At 67.4% G+C, this 22,035-nt stretch carries 25 protein-coding genes and 2 tRNA genes; 11 read left to right on the top strand and 16 right to left on the bottom strand.

Features of this window, described 5'->3' with window-relative positions; all coding sequences use genetic code 11:
• The first annotated feature begins 978 nt into the window (after positions 1–978).
• A complete protein-coding gene (gene gjpA / locus N416_RS21735; RefSeq protein WP_152664867.1) occupies positions 979–1,797 on the top strand; it encodes an outer membrane porin GjpA in 819 nt (272 codons plus the stop codon).
• Positions 1,798–1,981: 184 nt separating this feature from the next.
• Here the strand turns inward: gjpA and lipE are convergent, their stop codons facing one another.
• From lipE to N416_RS0115305, 4 genes are read right to left on the bottom strand one after another with little or no spacing between them, the layout of a single operon-like run.
• A complete protein-coding gene (lipE, locus tag N416_RS0115290; protein ID WP_024442979.1) occupies positions 1,982–3,220 on the bottom strand; it encodes a lipase LipE in 1,239 nt (412 codons plus the stop codon).
• Between the two features lie 10 nt (positions 3,221–3,230).
• The gene (locus N416_RS0115295; RefSeq protein ID WP_231384324.1) at positions 3,231–4,112 is read right to left on the bottom strand and encodes an acyl-CoA thioesterase II; all 882 of its coding nucleotides are present in this window, start codon (positions 4,110–4,112) and stop codon (positions 3,231–3,233) included.
• On the bottom strand, positions 4,109–4,432 hold the full coding sequence (locus N416_RS0115300; RefSeq protein WP_024442981.1) for a multidrug efflux SMR transporter: 324 nt from the start codon (positions 4,430–4,432) through the stop codon (positions 4,109–4,111). The genes N416_RS0115295 and N416_RS0115300 overlap by 4 nt, the downstream gene beginning before the upstream one ends.
• On the bottom strand, positions 4,432–5,256 hold the full coding sequence (locus tag N416_RS0115305) for a crotonase/enoyl-CoA hydratase family protein (RefSeq protein WP_024442982.1): 825 nt from the start codon (positions 5,254–5,256) through the stop codon (positions 4,432–4,434). Before N416_RS0115305 ends, N416_RS0115300 begins: the two co-directional genes overlap by 1 nt.
• 23 nt (positions 5,257–5,279) lie before the next feature.
• Here N416_RS0115305 and N416_RS0115310 point away from each other — a divergent pair, with 23 nt between their 5' ends.
• Complete coding sequence (locus tag N416_RS0115310; RefSeq protein WP_024442983.1) at positions 5,280–5,855, top strand: TIGR03086 family metal-binding protein; 576 nt, start codon at positions 5,280–5,282, stop codon at positions 5,853–5,855.
• A gap of 56 nt (positions 5,856–5,911) precedes the next feature.
• Positions 5,912–7,117 carry a TerC family protein gene (locus N416_RS0115315; protein WP_024442984.1) on the top strand — a complete coding sequence of 402 codons (1,206 nt, stop codon included), beginning with the start codon at positions 5,912–5,914 and terminating at the stop codon, positions 7,115–7,117.
• Here the strand turns inward: N416_RS0115315 and N416_RS0115320 are convergent.
• The 3 genes from N416_RS0115320 to hisC are packed head-to-tail and all read right to left on the bottom strand — an operon-like array spanning position 7,099 to position 9,055.
• On the bottom strand, positions 7,099–7,569 hold the full coding sequence (locus tag N416_RS0115320) for a DUF4334 domain-containing protein (RefSeq protein WP_024442985.1): 471 nt from the start codon (positions 7,567–7,569) through the stop codon (positions 7,099–7,101). The genes N416_RS0115315 and N416_RS0115320 overlap by 19 nt on opposite strands.
• A gap of 13 nt (positions 7,570–7,582) precedes the next feature.
• On the bottom strand, positions 7,583–7,996 hold the full coding sequence (locus tag N416_RS0115325) for an SRPBCC family protein (protein WP_024442986.1): 414 nt from the start codon (positions 7,994–7,996) through the stop codon (positions 7,583–7,585).
• A gap of 12 nt (positions 7,997–8,008) precedes the next feature.
• Positions 8,009–9,055, bottom strand: a complete 1,047-nt coding sequence (gene hisC / locus N416_RS0115330; RefSeq protein WP_024442987.1) for a histidinol-phosphate transaminase — start codon at positions 9,053–9,055, stop codon at positions 8,009–8,011.
• Positions 9,056–9,141: 86 nt separating this feature from the next.
• Here hisC and N416_RS0115335 point away from each other — a divergent pair.
• Together N416_RS0115335 and N416_RS0115340 are read left to right on the top strand one after the other, a co-directional pair.
• Positions 9,142–9,230, top strand: a tRNA-Ser gene (locus tag N416_RS0115335).
• 37 nt (positions 9,231–9,267) lie between these two features.
• Positions 9,268–9,340 (top strand) — tRNA-Arg (locus tag N416_RS0115340).
• Between the two features lie 88 nt (positions 9,341–9,428).
• Here N416_RS0115340 and N416_RS0115345 read toward each other — a convergent pair.
• The 7 genes from N416_RS0115345 to N416_RS0115375 all read right to left on the bottom strand — a co-directional run bounded on the left by N416_RS0115345 (position 9,429) and on the right by N416_RS0115375 (position 14,765).
• Positions 9,429–10,178, bottom strand: a complete 750-nt coding sequence (locus tag N416_RS0115345) for a hypothetical protein (RefSeq protein ID WP_024442988.1) — start codon at positions 10,176–10,178, stop codon at positions 9,429–9,431.
• Positions 10,175–10,915 (bottom strand): hypothetical protein, encoded by a 741-nt coding sequence (locus tag N416_RS0115350; RefSeq protein ID WP_024442989.1) that lies wholly within the window; start codon positions 10,913–10,915, stop codon positions 10,175–10,177. Before N416_RS0115350 ends, N416_RS0115345 begins: the two co-directional genes overlap by 4 nt.
• A gap of 9 nt (positions 10,916–10,924) precedes the next feature.
• Positions 10,925–11,680, bottom strand: a complete 756-nt coding sequence (locus N416_RS0115355) for a hypothetical protein (RefSeq protein WP_024442990.1) — start codon at positions 11,678–11,680, stop codon at positions 10,925–10,927.
• A 28-nt stretch (positions 11,681–11,708) separates the two neighbouring features.
• Entirely contained in the window at positions 11,709–12,017 is a 309-nt protein-coding gene (locus tag N416_RS0115360) for a hypothetical protein (RefSeq protein WP_024442991.1), read from the bottom strand.
• A gap of 70 nt (positions 12,018–12,087) precedes the next feature.
• Positions 12,088–13,332 carry an amidohydrolase gene (locus N416_RS0115365; RefSeq protein ID WP_024442992.1) on the bottom strand — a complete coding sequence of 415 codons (1,245 nt, stop codon included), beginning with the start codon at positions 13,330–13,332 and terminating at the stop codon, positions 12,088–12,090.
• Positions 13,329–14,327: a phosphotransferase family protein gene (locus N416_RS0115370; protein ID WP_024442993.1), complete on the bottom strand. Its 999-nt coding sequence runs from the start codon at positions 14,325–14,327 to the stop codon at positions 13,329–13,331. The genes N416_RS0115365 and N416_RS0115370 overlap by 4 nt, the downstream gene beginning before the upstream one ends.
• A gap of 93 nt (positions 14,328–14,420) precedes the next feature.
• Positions 14,421–14,765 carry a nuclear transport factor 2 family protein gene (locus N416_RS0115375; RefSeq protein WP_024442994.1) on the bottom strand — a complete coding sequence of 115 codons (345 nt, stop codon included), beginning with the start codon at positions 14,763–14,765 and terminating at the stop codon, positions 14,421–14,423.
• Positions 14,766–14,840: 75 nt separating this feature from the next.
• Here N416_RS0115375 and N416_RS0115380 point away from each other — a divergent pair, with 75 nt between their 5' ends.
• The 5 genes from N416_RS0115380 (at position 14,841) to N416_RS0115400 (ending at position 20,016) form a co-directional block, all read left to right on the top strand.
• Positions 14,841–15,545: a response regulator transcription factor gene (locus N416_RS0115380; RefSeq protein ID WP_024442995.1), complete on the top strand. Its 705-nt coding sequence runs from the start codon at positions 14,841–14,843 to the stop codon at positions 15,543–15,545.
• Complete coding sequence (locus tag N416_RS0115385; RefSeq protein WP_024442996.1) at positions 15,523–17,046, top strand: cell wall metabolism sensor histidine kinase WalK; 1,524 nt, start codon at positions 15,523–15,525, stop codon at positions 17,044–17,046. The genes N416_RS0115380 and N416_RS0115385 overlap by 23 nt, the downstream gene beginning before the upstream one ends.
• A gap of 114 nt (positions 17,047–17,160) precedes the next feature.
• A complete protein-coding gene (locus tag N416_RS23570) occupies positions 17,161–17,307 on the top strand; it encodes a hypothetical protein (protein WP_192830992.1) in 147 nt (48 codons plus the stop codon).
• Between the two features lie 194 nt (positions 17,308–17,501).
• Positions 17,502–19,370, top strand: coding sequence for an alkyl/aryl-sulfatase (locus N416_RS0115395; RefSeq protein WP_024442997.1), 1,869 nt, complete (start codon positions 17,502–17,504; stop codon positions 19,368–19,370).
• 34 nt (positions 19,371–19,404) lie between these two features.
• Positions 19,405–20,016, top strand: a complete 612-nt coding sequence (locus tag N416_RS0115400) for a histidine phosphatase family protein (RefSeq protein WP_024442998.1) — start codon at positions 19,405–19,407, stop codon at positions 20,014–20,016.
• A gap of 1 nt (position 20,017) precedes the next feature.
• Here N416_RS0115400 and N416_RS0115405 read toward each other — a convergent pair whose 3' ends face one another.
• Complete coding sequence (locus N416_RS0115405; RefSeq protein ID WP_024442999.1) at positions 20,018–20,353, bottom strand: lipopolysaccharide assembly LapA domain-containing protein; 336 nt, start codon at positions 20,351–20,353, stop codon at positions 20,018–20,020.
• A gap of 104 nt (positions 20,354–20,457) precedes the next feature.
• Between N416_RS0115405 and N416_RS0115410 the strand changes: the two genes are divergently transcribed.
• Positions 20,458–21,054: a putative glycolipid-binding domain-containing protein gene (locus N416_RS0115410; protein ID WP_024443000.1), complete on the top strand. Its 597-nt coding sequence runs from the start codon at positions 20,458–20,460 to the stop codon at positions 21,052–21,054.
• Here the strand turns inward: N416_RS0115410 and N416_RS0115415 are convergent.
• Positions 21,020–21,961 carry a prephenate dehydrogenase gene (locus N416_RS0115415; protein ID WP_024443001.1) on the bottom strand — a complete coding sequence of 314 codons (942 nt, stop codon included), beginning with the start codon at positions 21,959–21,961 and terminating at the stop codon, positions 21,020–21,022. The two genes, N416_RS0115410 and N416_RS0115415, sit on opposite strands and share 35 nt — an antisense overlap.
• Positions 21,962–22,035: the final 74 nt, after the last annotated feature.

Here is a 22,035-nt window from a genome sequence, read left to right on the forward strand (position 1 = left end):
ATCAGCGGGACGCTATCCCTTTGCCGGAGGGTCGGGCGAAGCCTGGCGGCAACTAGGCTGCGCGCGCTGATCACCGTCTTCGGGTTCAAGGCTTGCTGGTCGACATCAACTCCCTCGCGGACCGGCAAGCGCACCCCGGGGAAGCCGCCGCCAGACCAGGTCGGCGGTGGGAAACCGCGGTCGGTCGGCAGACGGCGTCAATCGCCTGGCAGATTCTCAGGGAGTATGGCACTCGCTTGCTCCCTCAGGTGGACCTGAAGTCCCTGAAGAACATCAATAATTGGCAGAGCGTCGCGTGCTACTAGCCCAATAGGCATCGGCGTTGGCGCTAGCGAAAGTTTGCCTGATTAAACACGCTCGCCGCCTGCCAGTGGATTGACATCTGTTTCTATAGCGCCGGCGAGAGCCCTCCGGGCCGCTCCACCCATCCCAGTTCAGAGTGGTGTTTGCAGGTCAATAACGCAAAATGACGCGTAGTGAACGTGTTTCAGTTCTTACTTGACGGTAATTTCCAATCGAACCATGTAGCAACTACAATAACGTTGCTACTCATGCAGTTCGACGGGTCTACCTGCCGCTTTGTTCTGTCGAGTGATTGCCGGCTGCTGGCGACGCGTCAGGTTTTGAGGATCGAACCACCTGGGGTGGAGATTTTCAGCTCACCCACAGTTAGGCTTCGGGCGCTGGGTCCCCATCTCCGAAGGAGCTCCCTTGTACGCCATTCCTTGCCCCGGCGCGACTGCAAGTACCGGCGCGCGCGTGCCCCTGGGATATGCAGCCTGTCCGCCCGCCTGGGTGCGTCGACTGCCCGCGCGCACCAGCCTGCGCGAGCGATCCGGAGGGCGTGGAGTGGTGTCCCGATCTAATCGCCTATACAGACTGTGCTTGACAAACTCTGAGATTACAGTTTAACTTCCCGCACAGACATTCACATAAAGGGTGGATAGTCTACTTAAGAAGAGAAGGAGACCCCGTCTCATGCCCGTATTGCTGCAATCATGCGCGACCGCCGGTATCGCACTGGTAACCGCCGGGGCGATCGCCGCACCCGTAGCTCCCCTCGTCGCCCGCTCAGAATCTCCGGAAATCCAGCTCACCGCTGGCACGGCAGTGGAAGAGCTCGCCGGCACAGCTGCCGCCTTCCAGGTGGCCACGTTCCTGGGTGACCCCCTGGACTACAGCTTGGTTCAGCCTGCGGCGTCGTACACGCTCGACCTGACCCACGGATTCTTGTGGGCCAGCCTCAACGGGATCCCGCCGTTCGGGGACGGTACCCCGACGATCGACGACCCCACAATGCTGGCCATGCTCAATTTCGCGGCTTCGCCAGTCAGTGGAGTGCTGCTCGGTGTGCTCGGGCCGGCGCTGAGCCCTCTGGTCGAGGTTTACAACAATCTCGACGCCGTCGTCACTGACCTGGGCAACAACGATTACGAACAGGCGCTAGCGGGCTTGATGGCCGTGCCCGGGAACGCCTTCGACGCCTTCCTGAACGGCACCACCCTTAACCTCGACTGGGCGATACCCATGCTGGAAGACACCGGCATGTTCCCGTCCGGCAGCCTGGTCTCGTTCGACCTCGCGCTAGGCGGACTTCTCACCGAGGGCGTCACCATCGGCGACTCCGCCGACTTCACCGAGAACCTGGGTACCGGTGGATCGATCTTCAATGCCCTCGGCTTCGGCTTCCCTGGCGACGGTTCTGCCGACGTCCTGGGACAAGCGGCCGGTCTGTCCGGTGCATTGACCAACTTGATGGATCTTGTCACCGCGGCGCTTGACGTCGACACGGTCTAAGAGGATTCGGCAGCCGGGTTGCCTCAGTGGCACGGCTGCCAGCCCAACCGGGTGTGCCTAACTGAATCTGGCGCCGATGAGTTCGCATGGTCGTCGCAACCTCGTGACAAGAGGTTGCGACGACCATGTGCTTTATCAAGGCCTGCGCCCAGGCTCCGACAATTCCCGCACGGCGTCGCCCCGCTCAACAGACCCGCGGGATCTCCGCGGCAATCCGGTCCATCAGCGCGGTGTAGCGCTTGGCCTCCGGGTCCTGGCCGGGCTTGCCGCTGGAGATCAGCCCGGCCGACAGTCCCCGCTCCGGGTCGGTCCAGATGGCGCAGTTGACCAGGCCCAGATGACCGAACGCGGCCGGCGCGCCCCGGCCGAACGGCCCGAACCGCTTGGTCCCCAACATGAAACCGGTGCCCCAGCGCAGTGGCGCCAGCCCGGTGGCCACGTCGGGCCGCAATCGGCGGCACTGCGCCGTCGCCGCGCGCAGGGTCTCCGGTGACAGCACCCGCACCCCGTCGAGTTCGCCTCCGCGGCGCCAGATCTCGGCGAACCGCGACAGCTCGAACGCGGTGGAGATGGTGTTCGATGACGGCACCACCGTGGTCAGGAAGAACGGGCTGTTGGTGACCGGGATGATCTCGTACACCGACCCGCCGATCGCTTTGCGGAACACCGCGACCGCCGCACCGGTCGGCTGCTTGCCGGTGGCGTGGCTGGGTGCCACCAACGGAATGTCTTGCGGGGCAACGCCGTAATTGGTCCATCGGAACCCCAGCGGGTCCAGGATTTCGGTCGCCAGCACGTCGCGGATGTCTTTGCCGGTGGCCGCCCGCACGATCTCCCGGGTCAGCGGCCCCCAGGTCAGGGCGTGGTACATGTGCATCAGCCCCGGTGGGTACACCAGCCGCAGGTTGGCCAGCTGCGCCTGGGCGTACTCCGGGTCGTCGGCGCGGTTCAGGTCGGGCTTGGGACCGGTGGCGAACGGCACCCCGGCACTGTGGGTCATCACGTGCCGAATGGTGGTGCGGTGCTTGCCGTGTCGGCCGTAGTCGGGCAGATAGTCACTGACCCGATCATCCAGGGCGAAGGCGCCGCGCTCGGCCAGCATGTGCATGACGGTGCTGGTGATGGCCTTGGCGGTCGAGTACACGCAGAACGGGGTGTCCACCGTCACCGGGACCAGCTCCGCATCAGCGGGATCCGAAGGACCGTTGCCCCAGCCGTGCCCGATGGCCCGGTTGAGCACCACCCGACCGTTGTGGCGCAGGCACAACTGGATGGCCGGGTGCAGGCCGGCGGAATACCAGTGCCGGGCGGCCTGCCAGATCCGGTCCACGGCCGCCGGGTCGATACCGGCGTGGTCCTCCTCGCCGATCACGGTGACGGCGTCGAGGTCGGCGGGGACACGGATGGTGCCGTCAGTTGTCATGCCCGCCACGTTACGTGGGCCGCCGGGCCCCGCCCCGGCCGAAATAGAGTTCCTGGGTCGCCACGCAGACCAGCTGCCCGGCCCGGTTGTACAGCGTCGCGCTCGTCAGTCCGCGCCCGGCGACCCCGCTGGGCGTGAACTGATCCGAGAGCACCCAATCCGAGAGGTCGACGGGCCGCTGAAACCACAGCGCGTGGTCGATCAGCGCGTTGAACGTGCTGGCCTGGTTGGCTCGCCGCATGGCCAGCGCCGCCTCGACCATCTTGGTGCCGGTCAGGTAGGTCAGCAGGGCACTGTGCATCGCGGGATCAGCGGGAACCGCGCCGGACGGCTTCCACCACATCCGCAGCCGCGGCGACGGTTCGGCATGCTCCATGGCGATCCGCGGGGGCGCGTCCACGTAGCGCACGTCGAACGGGTGCGGCTGCACCCAATAGCCGCCCAGTTCGCCCGCGTAGGCGGCGTGCTGCTCCTGCGACGTCGGCAGCGACTCCGGTTCGGGAACTTCCGGTATCGGCTGCTGGTATTCGGGTGCGTCGACGGCGGTGGTGAACGACGACAGCACTTCGAGCAGGATCTGGCCGTCCTGGCGGGCGGTGACCTGGCGCGTCGACAGCGTGCCGCCGTCGCGGGCCACCTCCACGTGCAGGTCCACCGGGCGGCGGGCGTCCCCGGCCCGCAGGTAATAGACGTGCACACTGTGCGGCACCCGGCCCGGCGCGGTGCGGCTGGCGGCGATCAGCGCCTGGCCGGCGATATGCCCGCCGACGATATGGTGGGCCGGATTGTCCAGCTGGGTGGCCACGAAGTGCTCGTCGTCGGTGCGCTCGACGTCGAGGGTGGCGATGATCTCGGCCAGGGCCGGTTGGCGGTGGGCCATGTCGTCGCTCATGCGTGCGCGCCCATCTCCATCAGGTACACCCCCGCGCCGATCAGCACCACGCCACCGGCCATCACCGGCGTGAACGGGTCGTCGAAAAAGAACCGGGCCAGCACCGCGGTCAACGCCACTCCGACTCCCGACCAGACCCCGTAGGCCACCCCGACCGGAATCCCGCGCTTGAGCACCATCGCCAGCAACACGAAGGACACCCCATAGCCGACGGCCACCGGGATCGCCCACTGCCACCGGCTGAATCCGTCGGAGGCGCGCATCGACAGCGTTCCGGCTACCTCGAAACCGATCGCGCCCAACAGCAGCAGCCAGGCCATCACTCGCCGGTGAATTCGGGCGTGCGTTTGCCCATGATGGCGCCGATCCCCTCCATCAGGTCTTTGGACGCCAAGAACGCCGAGTTCCACGCCGCGACATAGCGCAGGCTGGCCGCCACCCGGTCGGTGCGCTGCTCGTCCAACACGTCCTTGACCCCGGCCACCGTCAGCGGCGGGTTGGCGGCGATCTCGGTCGCGGTGGCGTGTGCGGCGGCCAGGCAGGCATCGGCGTCGGCATAGACGTCGTTGACCAGGCCGATCTTCTCTGCCCGCGCGGCGTCGATGTCCTTGCCGGTCAGCGCCAGTTCACGCAGGTGACCGTCGGACAAAATCAGCGGAAGCCGGGCCAGGCTGCCCACATCGGCGACGATGGCCAGTTTGACCTCGCGCACGCTGAACTTGGCGTCCGCAGCGGCGTAGCGGATGTCGACCGCCGAGATCAGGTCGACCCCGCCGCCGATGCACCAGCCCTGGACCGCGGCGATGGTCGGGGTGCGGCAGTCGGCCACCGCGGTGATCGCACCCTGCATGCGCTGCAGCTCGCGGTGGAAGTCCGCCCGCGGCCGGGCCAGCGCCCCTTCGGCCAGCATCGGCGTCATGGTGCCGCCCATCGCGGCCAGATCCAGCCCGTAGCTGAAGTTCTTGCCGGAGCCGGTCAGCACGATCGCCCGCACGTCGCGGTCGGCGTCCAGCGCGGCGAAGACCTCCGGGAGTTCCGCCCAGAACGCCGGGCCCATCGCATTGCCCTTGCCCGGCCCGATCAGCGTGACCTGGGCGACGTGGTCTTTGATCTCGACGATGACGGATTCATAGGTCTCGGCCATACTCCAGACCGTAGCGTGGGCTGATGGCCTCCGATCTACGACCCGGTCCCGACGCACCCCCTGCCGACGAGCTGGCCGGCGCCGAAGCCGCCCTGGCGGTGCTGGCGCAGGTGCTGCATCACATCAGCAGCGACGAACTGTCCAATCCGACGCCGTGCTCGGAATTCGACGTCGCACAGCTGACCGAGCATCTGCTGTACTCCATCCGCGTCCTGGGCGGCGCGGCCGGCGCGGTGTTCGCGGACAGCGACACCGCCGAGTCGCCGGAACGGCGGGTTATCGCCGCGGCCCGGCCCGCTTTGGACGCCTGGCACCGGCGTGGCCTGCAGGGCGCCGTCGCGATCGGTCCCAACGAGCTGCCGGCGTCGATGGCGGTGGGCATTCTGGCGCTCGAATTCCTGGTGCACGCGTGGGACTACGCGACGGCGACGGGCCGCACGGTGCAGGTGGCCGAACCAGTGGCCGAGTACGTGCTGAGCCGAGCGCACGCGATCATCACCCCGGCGGGCCGGGTGCGAGCGGGATTCGATGACCCGGTCGACGTCCCCGATTCGGCATCGGCCCTGCAGAAGCTGATCGCCTTTACCGGACGGTCATAGCCTGGCAACCTGCTGGCCAGCCCAGCGTCGGTCCCACGGCCTAACCTGGACGGCACATGGACATTCCCGGATGGTTATGGGCACTGACGATCGTCGGCCTGGTGGGGCTGATGGCGTTCGACTTCTTCATGCATGTCCGCAAGGCGCACATTCCGACGCTGCGGGAAGCCGGACGCTGGTCCGCAGGCTACGTCGGCGTCGCCGTACTGTTCGGGGTCGCCATGTTCGTCCTGGGCGGCAAGGACGCCGGCTCGGAGTACTTCGCCGGGTATCTCACCGAAAAGGCGCTCTCGGTGGACAACCTGTTCGTCTTCCTGGTCATCATGGCCAGCTTCCGGGTGCCTCGCGCCGATCAGCAGAAGGTGCTGCTGTTCGGCATCGTCATGGCGCTGATCGCCCGGACCGGCTTCATCTTCCTCGGCGCCGCATTCATCCACACCTTCGCGTGGGCCTTCTACTTCCTGGGGCTGATCCTGCTGCTGACGGCGGGCAGCATGCTGCGCTCGGCGAGCGGTGACGAGGCCCTCAAAGCCGACAACGTGGCCATCCGGCTGGCGCGGAAGGTCATCCACACCACCGAGCACTACGACGGCGACAAGCTGTTCACGACGGTCGCGGGACGCCGAGCGATGACCCCGATGCTGTTGGTGATGATCGCCATCGCCGGCACCGACGTGATCTTCGCGCTCGACTCACTGCCGGCGATCTTCGGCCTCACCCGTGACACCTACATCGTGTTCACCGCGACCGCGTTCTCCCTGCTGGGACTGCGACAGCTGTACTTCCTGATCGAGGGCCTGCTGGATCGTCTCGTCTATCTGTCCTACGGGCTGTCGGTGATCCTGGGATTCATCGGCGTGAAGCTGATCCTGCACGGCCTGCACGAGAACAACGTGCCGTTCATCAATTCCGCAGAACCGGTTGACGTCGTCGAGATCGGCACCGGCTTGTCGCTGGTGGTGATCGTGGGTGTGCTCGCGGTCACCGTCGCCGTCTCGCTGCTGAGCCGCCGTGGCCGGACTCAGACCGCGATGGCCAACGCCCGGCGGTACGCCACGGCCTACCTGGACGGCGGAGCCGGCCACAGCGCCGCCGATCGGGAGCGGATCTTCGGGAGGCTGCTCGACGAGTGCGGTCAGATCGTGGAACTCGATCCCGACGACGGGCAGGTGGTTCGCGAGGATCCGGAGCTGGTCGATCTACTCGACCGTGCCACCGCCGAGCATCAGACCAACGAGGACGATCAGATCCGCTCGAGGTAGAAGTAGAAGTACCGGCCGTTGTCCAACACTGCGCCCTTGCCGTTCATGATGCCCAGCACGGTGTTGTCGTCGACCCGCTTGAAGTGGTCATGGGTGGGCTGACCGTCGTAGACCATGGTCGCCACCACCTCCCCGCGGAACTCCTCGGCCCACAGGCTCGCCTCGCCCTTACCGAGTTGGGTGTTGGAGAACTTGTTGCCGTCTTCGTCCAGACAGACCAGGGGCTGCACGTCGGTGATCGAGTTGAACGTCTTGCCGAACCAGCGGGCCTTGTCCAGCAGGCCGTTCATCTTGTGGCCGGTGACGAACTCCCCGCCCCGCCACTCGCCGATCATCTGCTCGACGGTGGCCGGCGGCAGCGTCGCCCAGAACGCGTCGATCTCGGCATCGGGGATCTCCCCGGTGCGCTCCTTGAGCGCATTGAACGTCTCGCGGGCCAGTTCGTCACTCATGCTGCAGATCCTCTCAGGCGGCCTTGTTCACGGCCCGCTTGAGGCCGAACAGCAGTCCGTGCGCCAGCACCGCGGCCACCCCGGGCAGGCGGTTGTCGGCGCTGACGGTGTAGCTGATCTGGGTGCCGGATCCGGTCGACCGCAGGGCCACGTTGCCGACGTAGTTGCGGAAGGGGATGCCCGAGACGCCCCGGTAGCTCAGCCGCTGATCGGGTTCGAACGCGATGATCTCCTCTACCAGCGGCGCCATCCCGGGCACCGCCTGGATGCGACGCTGGGCGCCGACGCCGTGCGGCTCGGGGGTGCCCGGCCGGATCACGGTGATCTTGAGCCCGGGGGCCCAGCTAGACATGCCCTCGTAGTCGGAGAGCACCGCCCACACCTGGGCCGCCGATGCGGCGACGGTGGCAGTCGCGGTCGCGTGCATGTCAGTTCCTCCTCAGCGATACGTCTGTGCGAACCGTAACAGCGCGTCGTTCTCCTCCGGCGCGCCGATGGTCACCCGGACTCCGTCGTGCCCGTAGGGGCGGACGACGATGCGCGCCGCCGCGGCAGCGGCCACGAAATCGGCGGTGCGCTCGGCCAGGGGCAGCCACACGAAGTTGGACTGCGAATCCGGCAGCTCGAACCCGGCTTGACGCAGTGCGGCCGACACCCGGGCCCGCTCGGCAACCACCGCGTCGGTGCGGGCCATCAGCTCCTCGGCGGCGTCCAGGGAGGCGATGCCGGCGACCTGCGCCACGCTGGACACCGTGAACGGCACGTAGACCTTGCCCAGTGCGGTGATGATCTCCGGATCGCCGACCGCATAGCCCAGACGCAGACCGGCCAGCCCATAGGCCTTTGAAAACGTTCGCAGCACAACCACATTCGGGTAGCGCCGGACCAGGCCCAGGCTGTCGGGCAGCAGGCCGTCGCGGATGTACTCCACGTAGGCCTCGTCGATGGCGATCAGGATGTGCGGCGGTACCGCGGCGACGAACCGCTCCAGCGCGGCGGGGTCGACGACGGTGGACGTCGGGTTGTTCGGGTTGCAGACGAAGATCAGCCGGGTGCGCTCGGTGACCGCGGCCAGCATCGCGTCCAGGTCGTAGGTGTGCTCGCGCAGCGGCACCTGCACCGGAACGGCGCCGGCCGTGCGTACCTGCAGCGGATAGATCTCGAAGCTGCGCCAGCCGAACACCACCTCGTCGCCGGCGTCGGCACTGATCTGGATGAGCTGCTGACACAGGCTCACCGATCCGCAGCCGGCCGCCACGTGCTCCCGGCCGAACCCGACGTGCTCGGCCAGTCGGGTGCGCAGGGCGGCGTAGCCGTTATCCGGATAGCGGTTGGTGGTGGCCAGGGCGGCTTCGACGGCTTTGGCCACGCTCGGTAACGGGGGGAACACTGTCTCGTTGCTGGCGAGTTTGATCGATCCGGGGACCGACTTACCCTCGACGTAGGCCGGCAGCGCGGCAATCTCCGGGCGCAGTCTGGCGGTCACGGACCACAGCATATGTGTGTCGTGGGCGGCATACTCCCCCGCGGTTTCAGAACTGGGGGAGTGATCCGGTACCCTCAACGAGTTCGGGAGGCGTGCCAGAGCGGCCGAATGGGACTCACTGCTAATGAGTTGTCCCCTTTACGGGGGACCGGAGGTTCAAATCCTCTCGCCTCCGCAACGGCCGGGCTTGCTCGACCGACAACTGAAGACAGGCGCCCGTAGCTCAACGGATAGAGCATCTGACTACGGATCAGAAGGTTGGGGGTTCGAATCCCTTCGGGCGCACATTTTTCATCGGTGACAGACTGCCCCGGCCACGGCCGGGGCTTTTCTGTTCGATGGGGCCTGACGAAGCGGTGCCACGCGCCTTCGGCTAGGACCGGTCGCTGCGTCTATCGCTGCGCGGCGCCGAGGTGTCCGGCGCGAACCAGGCCCTCTTGGCCCGCCAGGACCGCGCCAGGCCATAGGCGAAGGTGCCCACAGACAGGCAGACGCCGATCCAGATGACAGTGCCGGCATAGCCGCCGAACCAGATCGAGATGACCGCCGCGACACAGGCCACTGCCGCGAAAGTCATTGCCGCCAGGTACAGCATGAGCGTTGTCCTGGCTCGTGGGTCCTTCCGCAGCGACAACATCAGCCGCGCGACATAGGCGCTCAGGAACAGCACCAGGGCGGCGTTCGCCACCTCGATGACGGTCACCCAGTGATCACCGCCCAGAGCGGCGAACAAATCTGGCTGGAAACCTCGGTCGGTGTTGAAGAAGGCCATCAGTACCACCACGACACCCGAGCCCACCGGCACCAGCAGATGCTTGCGCATGATCGGCCACACGTGCGCGGGATCGGTGAGCCGCACCAGCATGTGATAGATGTTGCCGACTATGCCGGCGATCAGGCACAGCCATCCGAGTACCTGCTGGACGTTCCACAGTCCGGTGACGCTGTGCAGCGGCGGGCTCAGTTCGGTGCCCGCCCACGGCGTCAACAAGATCAGCGCGAGTCCCTCCATCGCGATGGCAAAGGTGGCGCCGACCTCCCAGCGCGACCACCAGGTGTCGCGGCGAACCCACAGGCAGTAGGTGACCATCGCTACGGTGGCCACGATGAACGCAGGTGTCATTGTGCGCCGATCACCTTCTCGTCGCCGTTGGCGGTGAACCAGGCGCTCTTGGCCTTCCAGGATCGCGCGGACCCGTAGGCGAAAGTGCCTACCGCCAAACAGATACAGAGCCAGATCCCGCCGCTGGCATTGTCCCCGTCGACCCACGTCGACGCGAGAACGATCAGGCATGCGGCGGTGGCGAACGCCATCGAGACGAGGTAGAGGTCGACGGTGGATTTGGCGCGCGGATCGTGCCGCAGCGCCAGCATCAGCCGGGTGACATAGCCACTGAGGTAGATCACCAGGGCGCAGCCGACCAATTGGTACACCGTCATCCAGGCGTCGGTGCGGGGTGCGGCGAACACATCGGGTTGGTAGTCCTGGTCGGAACGCAGGTAGGCCGGCACCATCACGGCAATGCCCAGCCAGATCGGGATCATCAGCTGGCGGCGCATGATGAACCGCACTTGAACGGGATCGGCGAGTCGCACCAGCATGTGATAGATGTTCGCCGTCACGGCGATGATCAGGCACAGGTGCCCGATCATCTGCTGAACGTTCCACACCCCCAGCCCGTTGTGCAGCACCGGGCCGAGCTTGGCCCCGGCCCACGGCGACATCAGTAGCAGCGCACAGGCTTCCAGTGCTAACGCGAAGGTGGCGGCGTTCTCCCAGCGTGTCCACCAGGTGTCGCGGCGTACCCAGAGGCTATAGGCGACGACTACCAAGGTGCTGACAATGATTCCGGACGTCATCGGGTGCGCTCACGACAGGGCTTGCGGGGGATTGGGTTCGGCCGCCGACCGTTCGCTGTTGGTGAACCATGCGGCTTTGGCCTGCCAGGATCGGGCCGAACCATAGGCGAAGATGACGACTGAAATGCACGCGCACAGCCAAATCAGCGGGCTGACATCGGCGCTGGACCAGGCGTTGCTCAAAATCGCCATGATGGCCGCCACCGCGAATGCCGTGGAGGCCGTGTAGAGCTCGACGGTCTCCTTGGCGCGCGGATCGGATCGCAGCATCGAAAGCGCCCGCATCGCGTAGCCGGCCAGATAGATCAGCACCAGGGAAAACAGCACCCAATATGCCCGCGCCCAGGCGCCGCCGCCCCCGAGTGAAGAGAAACCATCCGGGCGGTAGTCGGCGTCGGCGACCAGGAACACCGCCACCATCGCCACCACACCGGCCAGTACGGGCAACTGCACCTGCAGACGGAACAGCGGGCGGAATTGGTCGAAGTCGGCCAGCCGGGCCAGCACATGGAAGATGTTGGCCGCGATCGCGACGACGAAGCAGATATGACCGCCTAGCTGCTGGATGTTCCAAATCCGGGTGGCATGGTGCAGCGCCGGGCCCACGGTGTGGGCTGCCCAGGGCGACATCATCACGAGAGCGACGGTTTCCAGTGCGATCGACACGGTGATGCCGATCTCCCACCGTGACCACCAGGTATCACGGCGCACCCACAGGGCGTACAGCGCCACCAGCACGGTGACAGCAATTAACGCCGACGTCATACGTCGACGGTACTTGCTCGGGGCACTCCTAGACGGGGGGTTTGTCCAGATCCGCCTTCAGATCACCCAGCCGCAGCGGCCGCGGCGAGGACTCCAGGTATTCGGCGACAGCGTCGTGCTCGATCAATCCGAACCGTACCTGCAGGTCGACGGGGTTGAGGCCGAAGTACCGGGCAACTCGGATCAGGTTGTCCGCGCTGATCAGTCGGCCCTCATGGGCCGCCTTGTAATAGGCGGATTTGCGATAGCCGAATGCCTCGTAGACCTCGGTCGCTCCTAGCGGCCTGCCCACGAGGTAAGGCAACACGACGGTTGGGTCTTTGTGACGATCGTCCACAGCAATAAACCTTAGCTCGTCTTCGTGGACCGCACAAGTATTTCTGAAACTCGGCGGAGTCCAATTACTACTAGAACCGACTGGGAGTAAGCAATTCAAGCATTGCACGGGCTGCAATCCTGGTTCCGACCGGGATGGCGGAAAGGTCGACCACATAGTCCGGCGAGTGCGGTGTGTAGGGGAACAATTGCCCCTTTTCCGCGGACTTGGCGTATACCTGTGCATCGGCCACCCCGACCAGCAGATATGCCAGCGGCACGTCGGTGTGCGGCCCTTTGAGCAGGTGACAGTCCTCCGAGCCGGTCAGCGCCGGCAGCTCGCGCACCACATTGTCCGGGCCGAGCAGGTCGCCCAGCGCGATCGCCACCCGGTCGGTCAGTGCGGTGTCGTTGACCAGCGGGGTGGCGCCACCGGCCATGGTGATCTCCGGCAACCGGTCCTCGGGCATGCCGTAGCTGCGGGCGATGCCCGTGCAGATCGCCCGGATGCGGGTCAGCATCGTTTCGCGCACGTCGGGGTTGAACCACCGCAGGTTGACCTTGAGCAGTGCCCGGTCCGGGATGACGTTGTAGGCACTGCCGGCCTGGACCGAGCCGACCGTCAGCACCGCCGTCTCGCTGGGGGCCAGGGCCCGGCTGACAATGCTCTGGAACTGCACGACCGCCTGCGCCGCCATGAGCACCGGGTCGCGGGCCAGCTGGGGCATCGACCCATGGCCGCCGACGCCGTGGAACACGATGTCGAGCTGATCGGTACCAGCCATCCGTTCTCCGCCGACCGCGGCGACCATGCCGACCGGTACCGGCGCGGTGTGCATCGCCAGGAAGGCGTCCGGTCGGGGAGCCACGTCATAGAGACCCGCGTCGATCATGGCTCGGGCACCGCTGATCAGTTCCTCGGCGGGCTGTCCGATCAGCACCGCGGTGCCCGACCAGGACTCGGTGGTCTCGGCGAGTACCTTGGCCAACCCCAGCATCCAGGTCACGTGCGCGTCGTGGCCGCACATGTGTCCCAGTGCCGGGTTGCTGCTGGCGTAGTCCAGGCCGGTGGCCTCGGGCACCGCCAGCGCGTCCATGTCGGCCCGGTACATCACCACCGGGCCGGGGCCGTTGGCCAGCACCGCCACCACGCCGGTGCGGCCGATCCCGGTGGTCACCGTGAAGCCGAGGTTGCCCAGGGCCTGCGCGACCGTCCGCGCGGTGCGCACTTCTGCGAAGCCCAACTCAGGATTGCGGTGCAGGTCTTTGAAGATGTCGACCAGACGCCGGGTGTCGGCGGCAATGATCCGGTCGATCTCCGCGTTACGGTCGGTCATTTCGCGCTCGCCATCCAAATCTGGGCCCGGTCGAAGAGCCAGACCGCGGCCTCGTGCAACTGATCGCCCACTTCCTTCTGCGCCATGCCTGCCGACGCCCGGGCCAGGGTGCCCTCGATCACGATGGCCAACTTGAAGGCGGCCATCACCGTGTACCACCCGATATGCGTCAGATCGCGGGAGCTGCCCGCCGCGTAGCGCTGCACCAGGTCATCGGGGGAGGCCAGTCCGTCCATGCCGGTCAGCGTGTGGCTGAACACGCTGGACCCGTCATCTTGGCGCCAGGTGGCCAGCAGCCAGCCCAGGTCCAACAGTGGGTCCCCGATGGTCGACATCTCCCAATCCACGATCGCCGCCACCTCCGGCCCGGTGGGGGAGAACATCACGTTGGCCGCGTGATAGTCGCCGTGCAGAATCCCCGGCTGCCAGGACGTCGGCACAGTGCGCTGCAGCCAGTCAGCGACGTCCTCGAGTCCGGGCAGGTCGGGCCCCGGGTAGTTCTCGAACTGCCGGTAGGAGTCCAGTTCGGAAAGCCACCGCGGCACTTGGCGTTCCAGGAAGCCGTCGGGTTTGCCGTAGTCCGCCAGGCCCACCGCGACGTGGTCGACCGCCCCGAGCTTGGCGAGCGCGTCGGCCATCGACAGTCCCATCCCGTACCGGACCGTCGGGTCGCCGGCGTGCAGCGCGGGCAGTTCGCCGCTCGCGTTGAACCCGTCGACCGGTTCCATCAGATAGAACACCGCGTCGCCCAGCACCGCCGGGTCATCGCAGACCGCGATCAGTCCCGGATGCGGAACGTCGCTGCCGGCCAGCGCGGCCAGCAGTCGGGTCTCCCGCAGCATCACCGCGTTGCTACGCGGTCGCAGATGGCGCGGGCCGCGTCGCAACACATAGCTGCGGCCGGATCGGGTGAACTGCAGCATGACGTTCTGGGTGCCGCCGGACAGCTCCGTGACGCTGTCCAGCGGGCCCTCGCCCAGGCCCTGGGCGGACATCCATGCCGCGACCGCTTCGAGGTTCACGGGGGGAAACCTAACCCGTCAGCCCACCTCGATTCAGGGGTTTGGCGGGCCCCGCCGCCGGCGGTGTCAGCTCTTGGGGCGCATCTGCTGCGAAATCGTCTGCACCCGGATCGAGTCGTCGTCGAACAGGAAGGTGTCCACCCCGTCGACGCCGAAACCCACTGCGTCCAGCGTCCATTCCAGCAGCAGCACATTGCCGCTGTAGGTCTGCGACTTGATCTCGAAGTTCGCGTCGGCCAGTGCGCCGGACAGTTGGCTGAACGCGGCCCGGATTGCGCCGCTGCCCTGCGCGACGCCGGCCGACGTGATCAGCTCCGATTCGTCGGTGTAGTCGATGAGTAGCTCGTCGACGTCGCCGGCGAGCAGAGCCTGGAGATGGTGGTCGAAGATTTCCTGCGGTGAGCGTGCCATGCGATGAAGATATCGGCGCGACGGACATACTGGAACATGATGTCTGCACCACGAGGGTCGGTCGAACGTGTCCTGATGACGCGCGCCGACGGCACGCCCATCACGGTGCTGGTGGTCGACGACGAGACGGTGCTGGCCGAGATGGTGTCGATGGCGCTGCGCTACGAAGGGTGGACCACCGCGACCGCCGGTGACGGCGCTGCGGCGATCGCCGCGGCCAAAGCGGAACGTCCCGACGTCGTGGTGCTCGACGTGATGCTTCCCGACATGAGCGGACTCGACGTCCTGCACAAGCTGCGGGAGATCAACCCGCGGTTGCCGGTGCTGTTCTTGACCGCCAAGGACGGGCTGGAGGACCGCCTCGCGGGGTTGACCGCCGGCGGCGACGACTACGTCACCAAGCCGTTCAGCATCGAGGAGGTGGTGTTGCGGCTGCGGGCGCTGTTGCGCCGCGCCGGGGTGAGCACCGCCGAGGCCGGCGCCCAGATCGTGGTCGGTGACCTGGTGCTCGATGAGGATTCCCATGAGGTGACCCGGGGTGGTGATCCGATCACGTTGACATCCACCGAGTTCGAGCTGCTGCGTTACCTGATGCACAACGCCAAGCGGGTGCTGTCCAAGGCACAGATCCTGGACCGGGTGTGGGACTACGACTTCGGCGGCCGGGCCAACATCGTCGAGCTCTACATCTCCTACCTGCGTAAGAAGATCGACAACGGCCGACCACCGATGATCCATACGCTGCGCGGTGCGGGCTATGTGCTCAAGCCGGCTGGGTAACTCGCGGCGACCCGGCCTCTGGCGTACCTGGTCGCTGAGGGCGCGGCTGCTGGCCGGTCAGATCGTGCTGCTCACCGTGGCCTGCCTCGGTATCGGCGCGGTGACGGAGCTGGCCCTCTACCAGTATCTGGTAGCTCAACTCGACCATCAGCTCTCCGACGCCGCGCGCCGCTCGGCGCGGCTACACGGTCAGCCCCTGCCGCCGCTCGCGCACCGACACCACCGGCCACGGCCGGGGCCCGGCCCGGACTTCCTGGACGCGCCGGGCCAGCCGGCCGGCATGGTCGGTGCCGTGATGGCAGGCCGGACCGCTCCCGGCGCCGGCCAGGACGTCGAGGCTGGGTATCTGAGCATCTCGGGTCAGCGCGAGGAGCTGAGTGCTTCCGCCACAACACGATTGACCGATGTGTCGGCCGGAGAGCCGCCGGTGACGCGGCGTCTCGATGGCGTGGGCCGCTACCGGGTGGTCGCCACCGCCGCTCGCCGCGGTGACGACGTGATCGTCACCGGGCTGCCGCTGGCCGGGGTGGACGACACCATGGTCCGGGTGCTGCTGATCTTCGGGCTGGTCACCCTGTTCGCGGTGGCCGCGGTGGCCACCGCCGGCAGTGTGGTGATCCGGCGGGCACTGACCCCGCTGCGCCGCGTCGCACAGACCGCCGGCGAAGTCGCCGGCCTGCCGTTGGATCGCGGTGAGGCGACGCTGCCGGTGCGGGTCGCCGAATCCGACGCGAACCCCCGCACCGAGGTCGGACAACTGGGCGCCGCGGTCAACCGGATGCTCGACCACATCGCCGCCGCGCTGTCGACCCGCCAGGACAGCGAGACCCGGGTGCGTCAGTTCGTCGCCGACGCGAGTCATGAGCTGCGCACGCCGCTGACTGCGATTCGCGGTTACACCGAATTGGCGCAACGCATTCCGGTATCCGACGGTGCGGACTCGCAAGCCCTGGCTCACGCGTTGAGCCGGGTGCAGTCCGAGACCGAGCGGATGACGCAGCTGGTCGAAGACCTGCTGCTGCTGGCGCGCCTGGACTCCGGCCGTCCGCTGGAGCACGAACAGGTGGACCTGTCCCGAATGGCGGTCGACACGGTCAGCGACGCCCACGTCGGGGGCCCGGACCACCAGTGGCGACTCGAGCTGCCCGACGAGCCGGTGACGGTGCCCGGTGACGCGGCCCGGTTGCACCAGGTGGTGGCCAACCTGCTGACCAACGCCCGCGTCCACACCGGCCCGGGAACCGTGGTGACCCTTCGGTTGGGTGTCGACGGGGGTGAGGCCGTGCTCAGCGTCACCGATGACGGCCCGGGCATCCCCGCGGAGTTCCTGCCGGAGATCTTCCAGCGGTTTGCCCGCGGGGACACCTCCCGCTCGCGCAAGGGCGGCAGCACCGGGCTCGGGCTGGCGATCGCCGCGGCGGTGGTCCGGGCGCACCGCGGGACCATCGAGGTCACCAGCGAGCCCGGCCGTACCGCGTTCACCGTGCGGCTGCCCCGCTAGGCCCGTTTTTTCCGCGAGGGAGCGTGTTTGTACGGCAACACGCCGGTTTTGACGTACAACCGTGCACGCTCGCCCCCGGGTTTGCACCCGCCGCGCGGCGGGTAGGCGAACCGCATGAATCCAGAACTGCCACCCGAACCGGGCCGGCCGGCAGAGCCGCCGGAGCGACTGGTGCCCGCGGACCCACCGGAACGACTGGCGCCCGCCGAGGTGCCCGAGCGGCTGGTTCCCGAAGACCCGCCCGACTCACCGGAGAAGTGACCCATGCGTGCTGAAGAAGGCGACGAATCCCGCCGCTCCGTCCGACACCAGCCCACGAGGCCCGGGAGACCCGCGACCGCGTCGCCCGCCCGTCGTGGCCGACGCGGCTGCGTAACGCACTGACCTCGCTGCGCCGGCGCCACTAACGCGCGAACCCGCCTCGCGGCACAGCGTCGGGTGGCAAGCTGGGCGCCATGGAAAACCAGCCGGTGAGTGCAACGATCGAAGCTGCCCACGCCGAGCACCGCAAAGCGCTGCCTTTCAGTGACACAACAGATTTCGCCGATGCAGACCGGGGCTTCATCGCCGCACTGACGCCGTGCGTCATCACCGCCGCCGACGGCCGGGTGGTCTGGGACAACGACAGCTACAACTTCCTCGCCGGAGAGCCGCCGACGTCGGTGCATCCGTCGTTGTGGCGCCAGTCCCAATTGGCGGCCAAGCAAGGCCTCTACGAAGTGGTCGAGGGCATCTATCAGATCCGTGGCTTCGACCTGTCCAACATCACCTTCGTCGAGGGCGAGACCGGCGTCATCGTCATCGACCCGCTGATCTCCACCGAGGTTGCCGCCGCAGCGCTGGCGTTTTACCGCGAACACCGTGGGAATCGTGCGGTCAGCGCCGTTATTTATACCCACAGCCACGTCGACCATTTCGGCGGTGTGCTGGGCGTGACCTCGCAGGCCGACGTCGATGCCGGCCGGGTGGCCGTTCTCGCCCCCGAGGATTTCGTCGAACATGCGGTGTCCGAGAACGTCTACGCCGGTACCGCGATGACACGGCGTGCCGCCTACATGTACGGCACTGTGCTGGCGCGCGGTCCGCAGGGGCAGGTCGGCTGCGGCCTGGGCCAGAACACCTCGACCGGGGAGGTGTCCGTCATCGTCCCGACCATCGACATCTCCCGCACCGGCGAGACTCATGTGATCGACGGTGTGCAGATCGAATTCCAGATGGCGCCGGGCACCGAGGCGCCGGCAGAGATGCACTTCTACTTCCCGCAATTCCGGGCGCTGTGCATGGCCGAGAACGCCACCCACAACCAGCACAACCTGCTGACGCTGCGCGGGGCGCTGGTCCGCGACCCGCGTGCCTGGGCCGGATACCTCACCGAGGCCATCGACACCTTCGCCGGGCGGGCCGATGTCGTCTTCGCCTCGCACCACTGGCCGACGTGGGGCACCGAGCAGATCGCGGAATTCCTCGGCCTGCAGCGCGATCTGTACGCCTACCTGCATGACCAGACACTGCGGCTGCTCAACCGCGGCTTCACCGGAGTCGAGATCGCCGAACAGTTCCAGCTGCCGCCCGCCCTGGAGAACGCCTGGCACGCCCGCGGCTACTACGGCTCGGTGAGCCACAACGTCAAGGCCGTCTACCAGCGGTATCTGGGCTGGTTCGACGGCAACCCGGCCCGGTTGTGGCCGCACCCGCCCGAAGCGCTGGGACCCCGCTACACCGCGGCGCTGGGCGGCGTGGACCGCGTCGTCGAGCTGGCCGAAGCGGCCTTCAACGACGGTGATTTCCGTTGGGCGGCAACCCTGCTCGACCATGCGATGTTCACCGACGCCGACCACGCCGGCGCGCGCAGGCTCTACGCCGACACACTGGAACAGCTGGCCTACGGCGCGGAGAACGCCACCTGGCGCAACTTCTTCCTCTCCGGCGCCACCGAGTTGCGCACCGGCAACTTCGGCACCCCCACCCGGGTCGCCTCGATGGCGCTGCTGTCTCAGCTCAGCGCCGAGCAACTCTTCGACAGTCTGGCGATCCGGATCAACGGGCCGCGGGCCTGGGAGCTGGCGCTGGCCCTGGATGTCTCGTTCGCCGACACCGGGGTCAACTATCGCCTCACCCTGCGCAACGGGGTGCTGGTGCACCGCAAGACGCCGGCCGACCCGGACAGCGCGGACGTCACCGTCACGGCGCCCACCAAGCTGGCACTGCTGGCGGCGCTGCTGGGCAACGGCGGACTGGAGGTCTCCGGCGACTCGAGCGCCTGGGCGCACCTGCTCGGTGCACTGGACAACCCCGACCCGAACTTCAACATCGTCACCCCGTGAGGCCGGGCCGAACTGGCACCTTAGGGTGGCAGACGTGCAGTTGCTGCTGATCCGCCATGCCCTCCCGCTGCGCAGCGAGTACGGCCAGGGCTCGGACCCCGAGCTGTCCGAGACCGGCTTCGCTCAGGCGCAGCGCCTGCCGGACGCGCTGACCCGGTTCCCGATCACCCGGCTGGTCAGCAGCCCGCAGCGTCGTGCGATCCAGACCGCTGAGCCGCTGGCCGCGCGGCTCGGGCACAGCGTCGACATCGATGAGCGGTTCGCCGAGTACGACCGCGACCTGGCCGGCTACCTGCCCATCGAACAGCTGCGTACCGAGCGGCCCCAGGACTGGGCCCGGATGGCGCAGGGGCACCTGCCCGCCGACGTCGACGAGGCCGCGTTCTGCGCCCGAGTCGCTGACGCGGTGGCCGACGTGGTGGCCGGCTCCGCGCCCGACGACACGGTCGCGGTGTTCAGTCACGGCGGCGTGATCAACGTGATCTTGCACCAGGTTCTGGGCACGCAGCGGTTGCTGTCGTTTCCCATCGACTACGTATCGATCACCCGACTGCTGTACTCGCGCTCAGGGCAGGCCGCGGTGGCAGCCACCAACGGCACCGAGCATGTCTGGGACCTGCTCCCGCGCAATCAGGCCCGGTTCTGATCTACCGCTGAGCCGCCAGGGACTTCTTGGCGGCGCGCCGCAACTGATAGATCCGCGCGGTACCGACCAGGGCGGTCACCAGCCCGCCGCAGATCGCCGCCAGCAGGATGGCCACTCCCGCGGGCAGGCTCCACGTCCAGGTCAAAAACGCCAGGTCGACCGGACCGGTGTTCTGGGTGATGAACACCAGCAACACGATCAGGACCAGAAAACCGGCGATCAGTGCGGTCCACAGCGCGCCGGCGCGGGTCAACGGCATCGTCGCCGCGGGCGGCGGCGGAGGGCTGCTGGTTTCGCCCTGATGGGGGTCGATGGGCACGCTCGGGTCGCTGCTCATGTGGCTATCTTGCCGCGTGGGATCCAGAAATCAATGAGTTCCGGTGAGTTTGCGCACCGGGGGTCGTGACTGCGGATCGGTGGCCGGTCGCTTACGGTGGATCGGTGAGTGCAGCCCCGTCCGGCCAGTGGCCGGCGATTCTGACCTGGCGGGCGCCCGACGCCCCCCGGATGGAATCGGTACGTGTGCAGCTATCCGGCAACCGGATCAGGGCCAATGGCCGAATCGTGGCCGGGGCCACCGCCGACCACCCGGCGTTCGGCGTCTATTACGACCTGCACACCGATGAGTCCGGCGCCACCAAACGGTTGGGGCTGACCGTCTCGCTCGCCGAACGGGAACGCCAGCTGGTGATCGCCCGCGACGAAGAGAACATGTGGCTGGTCACTGACGCCCGGGGACAGTCCCGCGCAGGCTATGACGGTTCCCTGGACATCGACATGCTGTTCAGCCCGTTCTTCAACACCTTGCCGATCCGGCGGGCCCGGCTGCACGAGCGGGCGGCGGCGATCACCTTGCCCACCCTGTACCTGAACCTGCCCGACATGTCGGTGGTGGCGGCGACCGCCAGCTACAGCAGTGCCGAGACGCGTCCGGGTATCAAGGTGATCACGCCGGGCACCGACCCCGGAGGCACCACCGTCACCGTGGATGCCGACGGTTTCGTCATCGACTATCCCGGGTTGGCAACGCGGATCTGATCACGCCGCCGGCCCGGCCGGCAGCGGCCAGTTCCCGGCGCCAATCCTTTGCGCCGACGACGACCGTGACGATCTCGCTGCGGGGGAAATTGTCGTAGCGCGTGCGGGCGGCGTGCCCATGGTTGACCAGTTCGGCCACCGAATCGGAGGCCGACAGCGAATCGCGCGCGTCGGCCAACAGCGCGATCACGCGATCCAGCGCCGGCAGCAGCCGCTGCCAGTTGGCCTCACACATCGCCCGGACCAGATCCGGTGCTGTTCCGGCCACCCGGGTGCCGTCGCGGAAGGACCCGGCGGCCAGTGCGAACGCCAGCGGTACGTCGGCCGCGGTCACCGCCAGCGCCTCAGCCATCAGATGCGGCAGATGAGAGATCGCGGCCGCGGCCGCGTCGTGTTCCTCTGAGCGGGCCGGTACCGCCAGCGATCCGCAGTCCAGAATCAGGTCCAGTACCTCAGCGAACACCCCCGGGTCCACGTGGTCGTCCACGCTGATCACCCAGGGTGCGCCCTGGAACAGATCGGCATGCCCGGCCGGCCAACCGGAGTGGGCGGTCCCGGCCATGGGATGACCGCCGACGAAGCGAGCCTGCAGTCCCGCGGCGGTGATCTCGTCGAGCACCGGGCTCTTGACGCTGGTGACGTCGGTCAGGGGGCATTCGGGTGCCAGCCGGCTGATGGGGCCGAGCAGCATCGGCAGCGCCGGCACCGGGACGGCGATCACGATCAGCGCACCGGTCGCCGAGGCGCGCTTCAGGACGGTTTCCAGCTCGGTGGTGGCGTCGAATCCGTCGGCGACGGCGGCGTTCACCCCGTCGGCCGACCTGTTGTAGCCGAACGTCGTCCGGCCTGCCGCCGCGGCCGCGCGCAGCACCGAACCGCCGATCAGGCCGAGTCCCAAAACGCACACCGGAGTTTTCACTGTGCTTACTGCCACCTGTCCAGGTTGGCACACGCTGGTCAAGGGCGTAAGCGGCGACTACC

The sequence above is a fragment of the Mycobacterium sp. UM_WGJ genome, assembly GCF_000455125.1.
Lineage (GTDB): Bacteria > Actinomycetota > Actinomycetes > Mycobacteriales > Mycobacteriaceae > Mycobacterium.

Coding starts and splice junctions, on each gene's coding strand:
- lipE (WP_024442979.1), bottom strand. CDS start 3,220: ATGACAACTGACGGCACCATCCGTGTCCCCGCCGACCTCGACGCCGTC.
- N416_RS0115325 (WP_024442986.1), bottom strand. CDS start 7,996: ATGCACGCGACCGCGACTGCCACCGTCGCCGCATCGGCGGCCCAGGTG.
- N416_RS0115405 (WP_024442999.1), bottom strand. CDS start 20,353: ATGAGCAGCGACCCGAGCGTGCCCATCGACCCCCATCAGGGCGAAACC.
- N416_RS23570 (WP_192830992.1), top strand. CDS start 17,161: ATGAATCCAGAACTGCCACCCGAACCGGGCCGGCCGGCAGAGCCGCCG.
- N416_RS0115380 (WP_024442995.1), top strand. CDS start 14,841: ATGACGCGCGCCGACGGCACGCCCATCACGGTGCTGGTGGTCGACGAC.
- N416_RS0115305 (WP_024442982.1), bottom strand. CDS start 5,256: ATGGCCGAGACCTATGAATCCGTCATCGTCGAGATCAAAGACCACGTC.
- N416_RS0115295 (WP_231384324.1), bottom strand. CDS start 4,112: ATGAGCGACGACATGGCCCACCGCCAACCGGCCCTGGCCGAGATCATC.
- N416_RS0115385 (WP_024442996.1), top strand. CDS start 15,523: ATGTGCTCAAGCCGGCTGGGTAACTCGCGGCGACCCGGCCTCTGGCGT.
- N416_RS0115320 (WP_024442985.1), bottom strand. CDS start 7,569: ATGAGTGACGAACTGGCCCGCGAGACGTTCAATGCGCTCAAGGAGCGC.
- N416_RS0115395 (WP_024442997.1), top strand. CDS start 17,502: ATGGAAAACCAGCCGGTGAGTGCAACGATCGAAGCTGCCCACGCCGAG.
- N416_RS0115355 (WP_024442990.1), bottom strand. CDS start 11,680: ATGACGTCGGCGTTAATTGCTGTCACCGTGCTGGTGGCGCTGTACGCC.
- N416_RS0115310 (WP_024442983.1), top strand. CDS start 5,280: ATGGCCTCCGATCTACGACCCGGTCCCGACGCACCCCCTGCCGACGAG.
- N416_RS0115300 (WP_024442981.1), bottom strand. CDS start 4,432: ATGGCCTGGCTGCTGCTGTTGGGCGCGATCGGTTTCGAGGTAGCCGGA.
- N416_RS0115315 (WP_024442984.1), top strand. CDS start 5,912: ATGGACATTCCCGGATGGTTATGGGCACTGACGATCGTCGGCCTGGTG.
- N416_RS0115370 (WP_024442993.1), bottom strand. CDS start 14,327: ATGTCCGCCCAGGGCCTGGGCGAGGGCCCGCTGGACAGCGTCACGGAG.
- N416_RS0115365 (WP_024442992.1), bottom strand. CDS start 13,332: ATGACCGACCGTAACGCGGAGATCGACCGGATCATTGCCGCCGACACC.
- N416_RS0115350 (WP_024442989.1), bottom strand. CDS start 10,915: ATGACGTCCGGAATCATTGTCAGCACCTTGGTAGTCGTCGCCTATAGC.
- gjpA (WP_152664867.1), top strand. CDS start 979: ATGCCCGTATTGCTGCAATCATGCGCGACCGCCGGTATCGCACTGGTA.
- N416_RS0115375 (WP_024442994.1), bottom strand. CDS start 14,765: ATGGCACGCTCACCGCAGGAAATCTTCGACCACCATCTCCAGGCTCTG.
- N416_RS0115345 (WP_024442988.1), bottom strand. CDS start 10,178: ATGACACCTGCGTTCATCGTGGCCACCGTAGCGATGGTCACCTACTGC.